Source organism: Marinobacter sp. C7 (assembly GCF_022343555.1).
Lineage (GTDB): Bacteria > Pseudomonadota > Gammaproteobacteria > Pseudomonadales > Oleiphilaceae > Marinobacter.
The window spans coordinates 1-501 of sequence record NZ_JAKQZH010000108.1 but is presented as its reverse complement, the minus strand read 5'-3'; the positions used below and the strand labels follow the sequence as shown (position 1 = coordinate 501).

At 54.5% G+C, this 501-nt stretch carries 1 protein-coding gene; it reads right to left on the bottom strand.

From position 1 onward, the window contains the following. Window positions 1–467, bottom strand: a 467-nt coding sequence (locus MD273_RS19390; RefSeq protein ID WP_239039314.1) for a triose-phosphate isomerase, incomplete at its 3' end; no start/stop codon positions are given. Window positions 468–501: the final 34 nt, after the last annotated feature.

The following is a 501-nucleotide window of genomic DNA, read 5'->3' as shown; positions in this document are numbered from 1 at the left end:
AGGGACTTACGGGTCTGCTCGACGACGTACTCAACGTGGGTGCCAGCTTCACGGATTTCCAGTGGCTCACCAACGCAGACGATCGGGCTGATGCCGTTGGACAGAGCTGCCTTTGCCTTCGCAGCAACCAACTCATCAGACTCGTTGTGGTACTCGCGGCGCTCGGAGTGTCCAACGACAACCCAAGAGCAGTTCAACTTTGCCAGCATGCTTGCAGAAACTTCACCGGTGTACGCACCGGACTCGTGCTGGGAGACGTCCTGAGCACCGAAAGTGACCTCAAGCTTGTCGCCCTCAACGAGAGTCTGGACGGAGCGGATGTCAGTGAAAGGAACGGTGACTGCAACGTCAACCTTCTCGAAGTATTCCTTTGGAAGGGCGAATGCAAGCTTCTGAACAGTGCCGATTGCCTGCTGGTGATCCAGGTTCATCTTCCAGTTACCAGCGATAAGTGGCTTACGTGCCATGTGTGAAACACACCTTTCTTAAAAAAGTTTCCCG